This window comes from Methylobacterium sp. WL19, from assembly GCF_008040005.1.
In the GTDB taxonomy this organism is placed as follows: domain Bacteria; phylum Pseudomonadota; class Alphaproteobacteria; order Rhizobiales; family Beijerinckiaceae; genus Methylobacterium; species Methylobacterium bullatum.
In genome coordinates this window covers 1-5,315 of the sequence record NZ_VRVC01000209.1, presented here as the reverse complement: position 1 = coordinate 5,315, position 5,315 = coordinate 1, and the positions used below count along the sequence as shown (strand labels likewise).

The 5,315-nt window shown below is 69.8% G+C and carries 4 protein-coding genes and 2 pseudogenes; 2 read left to right on the top strand and 4 right to left on the bottom strand.

The window, feature by feature from the left end:
• A pseudogene (locus tag FV220_RS23990) lies at nucleotides 1-810 on the top strand (penicillin-binding protein 1C); the annotation flags it as partial.
• 18 nt (nucleotides 811-828) lie between these two features.
• Here the strand turns inward: FV220_RS23990 and FV220_RS23985 are convergent.
• A complete protein-coding gene (locus tag FV220_RS23985) occupies nucleotides 829-1,539 on the bottom strand; it encodes a L,D-transpeptidase (RefSeq protein ID WP_056143639.1) in 711 nt (236 codons plus the stop codon).
• 284 nt (nucleotides 1,540-1,823) lie between these two features.
• Here FV220_RS23985 and FV220_RS23980 point away from each other — a divergent pair, with 284 nt between their 5' ends.
• Complete coding sequence (locus tag FV220_RS23980) at nucleotides 1,824-2,540, top strand: hypothetical protein (protein ID WP_187273524.1); 717 nt, start codon at nucleotides 1,824-1,826, stop codon at nucleotides 2,538-2,540.
• A gap of 7 nt (nucleotides 2,541-2,547) precedes the next feature.
• Here FV220_RS23980 and FV220_RS23975 read toward each other — a convergent pair whose 3' ends face one another.
• From FV220_RS23975 to FV220_RS23965, 3 genes and pseudogenes are all read right to left on the bottom strand, one after another.
• Entirely contained in the window at nucleotides 2,548-3,522 is a 975-nt protein-coding gene (locus FV220_RS23975) for a sulfonate ABC transporter substrate-binding protein (protein WP_056143641.1), read from the bottom strand.
• A gap of 252 nt (nucleotides 3,523-3,774) precedes the next feature.
• A complete protein-coding gene (gene ssuD, locus FV220_RS23970; RefSeq protein ID WP_056143646.1) occupies nucleotides 3,775-4,938 on the bottom strand; it encodes an FMNH2-dependent alkanesulfonate monooxygenase in 1,164 nt (387 codons plus the stop codon).
• Between the two features lie 46 nt (nucleotides 4,939-4,984).
• A pseudogene (locus tag FV220_RS23965) lies at nucleotides 4,985-5,315 on the bottom strand (ABC transporter ATP-binding protein); the annotation flags it as partial.

The following is a 5,315-nucleotide window of genomic DNA, read 5'->3' as shown; positions in this document are numbered from 1 at the left end:
GGCGCGCGGATCGACCTGCCGCGCGACACGGCACCCGGCCTGCCGGTGGCTCTGGGCGGCCTCGGCATCACCCTCACCGACCTCGCCCGGCTGTTCTCCGGCCTCGCCCGGGGTGGCTCGGTGCCCGACCTGATCCGCCGCCTCGACGGGCCGGCCGCATCGCCCCCGCCGGAGTTGCGCGTCACCGAGCCGGTGTCCGCCTGGTACGTCGCCGATACCCTGCGCGGGGCGCCCCCGCCGGAGAACGCGCTGCCGAACCGGATCGCGTTCAAGACCGGCACCTCCTACGGTTATCGCGATGCCCTGGCGGTGGGGTTCGACCGGCGCGTCACCATCGCGGTCTGGGTCGGGCGGCCGGACGGCAACGCCGTGCCGGGTCTCGTCGGCCGCGTGGTCGCGGCGCCGATCCTGTTCGACGCGTTCTCGCGCTTCGGCGGCGAGCCCGATTCCGTGCCGATGCCCCGCGACGCCCTGGTGACCACCACCGCCGGCCTGCCGCCGCCCCTGCGCCACATCCGCAAGGACGTGCCCAAGACCCTCTCGGCGGCTCTGGGCTCGGCCCTCAAGATCGCCTACCCGCCGGACGGCGCCCGGATCGATCTCGGCCTCGCCGAGCCCGGCCCCGCGCCGAGCCTCGCCCTCAAGGCGCTCGGCGGGGTGCCGCCCCTCACCTGGATGGTCAACAGCCTGCCCGTCGCCGAGAGCGCCCGGCGCCAGTCGGAATGGGCACCGGACGGCGCGGGCTTCGCCAGGATTTCGGTGATGGACGCGTCGGGGGCGAGCGACAGCGTGGTGGTGAGGCTGGAGTGAGGGGCCGGCCCCTTTTCCCTACGCGGGCAGGACGACCACCTTCGTCTTCACCGGCGTCCGCGAATACAGGTGGATCATGTCCTGGCTGAGCAGGCCGACACAGCCGCTCGTAATGCCCGAGCCGATCGAGTCGGGCTCGCTCGAGGCGTAGATCGTGTAGAGCGTGTAGGCGCCGTTCTGGTAGAGGTGGAGGGTGCGGGCGCCGAGAGGGTTGTCGAGGCCGCCCGGCATGCCGCGGGCGTATTTGGCCACCTCGGGCTGGCGCTGGATCATCTCCTTGGGTGGCGTCCAAGTCGCCCATTCGGACTTGCGGCCGACATAGGCGTCACCGCTCCACAGGAACCCGGCACGGCCGACATTGGCGCCGTAGCGGGTGGCGGCCCCATCCTCCTCGATGCGGTAGACATAGAAGTTGCCGGGGTCGACGATGATCGTGCCGGGCGCTTCCTTGGTTTCGTAGCGCACCGTCCGGCGATAGTATTTCGGGTCGACCTTCCTGATGTCGGTGGCCGGGATCGGGAATTTCTCGTCCGGCATCGGACCGTAGATCTTCGCCGCCTCGGCGAGGATCAGGCCGTCGGTCGTCGCGCAACCGGCGAGCCCCAGCGCGCCGAACCCGGCGGCCGAGCCGGCCAGGAACGAACGGCGGCTGAGACGCCCCGTCCTGCCACCGAGCCGGGCACTCTCGTCCATCCCGCCGGCAGCGGCCTTCCCAGCGTCCATCGTCATGATTCCGGACTTTCCTGTCCTGTGGCCCGACGGCACAACGCTCCGGCGAACGAGCTGCCTGCCAAGCTGAGTTAACCGACCCCCGACTTGACTGGCAAGCTCGGCACTTCCTCTCTATCCATCCTCTCGAAGCAAGGGGTGGCTCCTGCAACGGCGGCGATCCTCGCGTGCGGCACGTCACGCCCAATGCGCGCGAATTCGTATGTCCTCCGGCTCGGCCAAGCTTCCGAGCGGCCGAGTGATTCGACGGACGAAGGGGCGGCGGACATGAATGAGGATCGGACATGAGCGGCAGCATGGTCCCGGCGACCGATCCCCTCGCCGTCGCGGAAGCGGCCCTGGCCGACGTCGCTTCATCCCTCGAACCGGCGAGCGCACAACGCCTGCCGCTGGCCCTCAAGCTCGCCTATACGGCCTTCATGGCGGTGCTCGTGCCCGTCTACTGGAGCTGGTACGGGCCGACCAACTTCCTCTATTTCTGCGACGTCGCCCTGCTGCTCACCCTGGTGGGCATCTGGCGGGAGAGCCCGCTCCTCGTCTCCATGCCGACGGTGGGCATCCTGGCGCCGCAGATCCTGTGGGTGGCGGATTTCGTCGCCGAACTCGTGGGCGTGCCGCTCACCGGCATGACCGCCTACATGTTCAAGGCCGAGAACCCGCTGTTCCTGCGCGGGCTCTCGCTGTTCCACGGCTGGCTGCCGTTCCTGCTCGTCTACCTGGTCTGGCGCCTCGGCTACGACCGGCGCGCCTGGGCGGCGTGGTCCGGCCTCGCCATCGCCGTGTTGCTGGTGTGCTTCTTCCTGATGCCCGGGCCGCGCCCCGATGCCGGGCTCACGCCCGTGAACATCAACTACGTCTGGGGCATGAGCGACGCCGTCGCACAGACGATGATGCCGGCCTGGGCCTGGTTCACGAGCCTTCTCGTCGTCATCCCCCTCGTCCTGTGCGGGACGACCCATCTCGTCCTGCGCTGGCTCATGCCGGCGCCGGCCAGACGGTAGAGCCCCATCAGCTCCCGGATTTCCGCACGGCGTCGGAGACGGTGATGGGCTTGGGCAGCAGACCGAGGCGGTGGAACGTATCGGCCACCTTCTGCTGATCGGCGATCACGGCCGCGTCCAGCGGAGTCACGCCGTAGGTCAGGCGCTTGAGGGCCACGGTGAGGACCGGCGCCGGGATGCCGATGGCGGGGGCCAGTTCGGCGGCCACCGCGTCGGTGTTGTCCTTGGCCCAGGCGTCGATCTCGCCGATCGCGGCGAGGGTGGTATCGAGCGCCTCCTTGTTCGCGTCGGAGAACCGGCGCGTCGACAGGTAGAACTGCCGGTTCGGCACGATGTCGGTGCCGTTGACGAGGGTCCGCGCGCCGGTGGCCCGCTCGCCCGAGGCGAGGAAGGGGTCCCAGATCACCCAGGCATCGACGGCGCCGCGCGAGAAGGCCGCGACCGCGTCGCCGGGCGCGAGGAAGACCGGCGTCACCGCCTCGTAGGGCACGCCGGCCTTAGCCAGGGCCTCGACCAGGAAGTAATGGACGTTCGAGCCCTTGTTCAGGGCGATCTTCTTGCCGCGCAGATCGGCGACGGTCTTGATCGGGCTGTCCTTGGCGACGAGGATCGCCTCGCCCAACGGAGCCGCCGGCTCGTGGGCGACGTAGAGGAAATCCGGGTTGTTGGCCTGCCCGAAGATCGGCGGCGCCTCCCCGGCCGAGCCGAGATCGATGGCCCCGGCATTCAACGCCTCCAGCAGCGGTGGCCCCGAGGGAAACTCGGCCCAACTCACCCGGTAGCCGAGCGGCGCCAGCTTCTTCTCCAGCAGGCCCTTGCCCTTGAGCAGGACCAGCGTGCCGTATTTCTGGTAGCCGATGCGGATGACCTTGTCCTCGGCGCGCGCCAGCAGCGTACCGAGGATCAGGAACGCGAGGGCGGTGAGGAAGGCGAGGGTCGTCTGCCGAGGCGGGGAGAGGGTGCGCGCGGTGGAACGGGGCATGGAATGTCCTCGTACAGCGTTTGGAACAGGTGTCCGGTGAGAGCGCCGCCTCTCCCCGCGGGCGGGGAGAGGACCGGATGCACCTTGTCGTGCATCCGGTGAGTGCAGGCGAAGCCGGAACGAGGGTGAGGGGGACTCACCGGAAAAACCTCCTTCGGCGTCAGCCCCGCACCGTCGGCTGCCGCCTCGCCGCGAAGACGACGGGGTCGTCGCGGCCCTGTCCCCGCGAGCGGGGAGAGGCGATGCTCTCCCTCAATGCGCCGCGATGCGCCGGCTGGGGACGATGTCGTTGGCGATGACTTCGCCGAACGGGCCGTTGTTGCGGGCGTTGCTCGGGGGAACGCCGGTGGTGGCGCGAAGCGGCAGCTTCGGGAAGACGAGTTCGGCGAAGCGGTAGGCTTCTTCCAGATGCGGGTAGCCGGAGAGGATGAAGCGATCGATCCCGAGATCGATGTATTCCTTCATCCGGTCCGCCACCTGATCGGCCGAGCCGACGAGCGCCGTGCCGGCGCCGCCGCGCACGAGGCCGACGCCGGCCCAGAGGTTGGGCGAGACTTCGAGCTTCGAGCGGTCGCCGCCATGCAGCGCCATCATCCGGCTCTGGCCCACGGAATCCTGGCGCTTGAGAGTGGCCTGCGCCCGCGCGATGGTCTCGTCGTCGAGGCGCGAGATCAGGCTCTCGGCCGCCGCCCAGGCCTCGCCCTCGGTCTCGCGGACGATGACGTGGAGGCGGATGCCGTAGGAGAAGGTCTTGCCCTTGCGGTCGGCGGCTTCCTTCGCCTTGGCGATCTTCTCGGCGACGCCCGCCGGAGGCTCGCCCCAGGTCAGGTAGACTTCGCAATGCTCGGCCGCGACTTCGATGCCGGCCGGCGAGGAGCCGCCGAAATACAGCGGCGGATAGGGCTTCTGGACCGGCGGGAAGATGAGCCGGCCATCCTCCACCTTGAGATGCTTGCCTTCGTAATTCACCGTCTCGCCGGACATCAGCCCGCGCCAGACATGCAGGAACTCGTCGGTGACGACGTAGCGCTCGTCATGATCGAGGAAGACGCCGTCGCCGCGCAGCTCCACCGGATCGCCGCCGGTGACGACGTTGATGAGGAGGCGCCCGTCCGAGATCCGGTCCAGGGTCGCGGCCATGCGCGCGGCCATGGACGGCTCCTGCAGGCCGGGACGCACCGCCACGAGGAAGCGCAGGCGCTTCGTCAGGGCGGCGAGAGCCGAGGCGATGACCCAGGAATCCTCGCAGGAACGGCCGGTGGGCAGCAGCACGCCGTAATAGCCGAGTTCATCGGCGGCCTGCGCGATCTGGCGGAGATAGGCCAGCGACACGTCGCGGGCGCCTTCCTGCGCGCCGAGGTAGCGGCCGTCGCCATGGGTGGGAAGGAACCAGAGGACGTCGGTCTCTGCGGTCATGGGATGCTCCTGATGTTGTGCCGGTGGAATCGCGCTCGTCCGGGGATCAGACCGGGGCACGGTCCTTCAGCAGATGGTCGAGGATACGGCCTTCCAGCCGCGCGAGTTCGGGGTCGCCGCGCCGGCGCGGGCGGGGCACGTCCACGGTCAGGTCGAGGGCGACGCGGCCCTCCTCCACCACGAGGATGCGGTCGGCCATGGCCGCCGCCTCGGCGACGTCGTGGGTGACGAGGATGGCGGTGAAGCCCTGGTTGCGCCAGATCCGCTCGATCATGTCCTGCATGTCGATGCGCGTCAGGGCGTCCAGCGCGCCGAGGGGCTCGTCCAGGGCGAGCAGGCCCGGCCGGCTGACGAGGGCGCGCGCCAGGGCGACGCGC

Coding starts and splice junctions, on each gene's coding strand:
- FV220_RS23975 (WP_056143641.1), bottom strand. CDS start 3,522: ATGCCCCGTTCCACCGCGCGCACCCTCTCCCCGCCTCGGCAGACGACC.
- FV220_RS23985 (WP_056143639.1), bottom strand. CDS start 1,539: ATGACGATGGACGCTGGGAAGGCCGCTGCCGGCGGGATGGACGAGAGT.
- FV220_RS23980 (WP_187273524.1), top strand. CDS start 1,824: ATGAGCGGCAGCATGGTCCCGGCGACCGATCCCCTCGCCGTCGCGGAA.
- ssuD (WP_056143646.1), bottom strand. CDS start 4,938: ATGACCGCAGAGACCGACGTCCTCTGGTTCCTTCCCACCCATGGCGAC.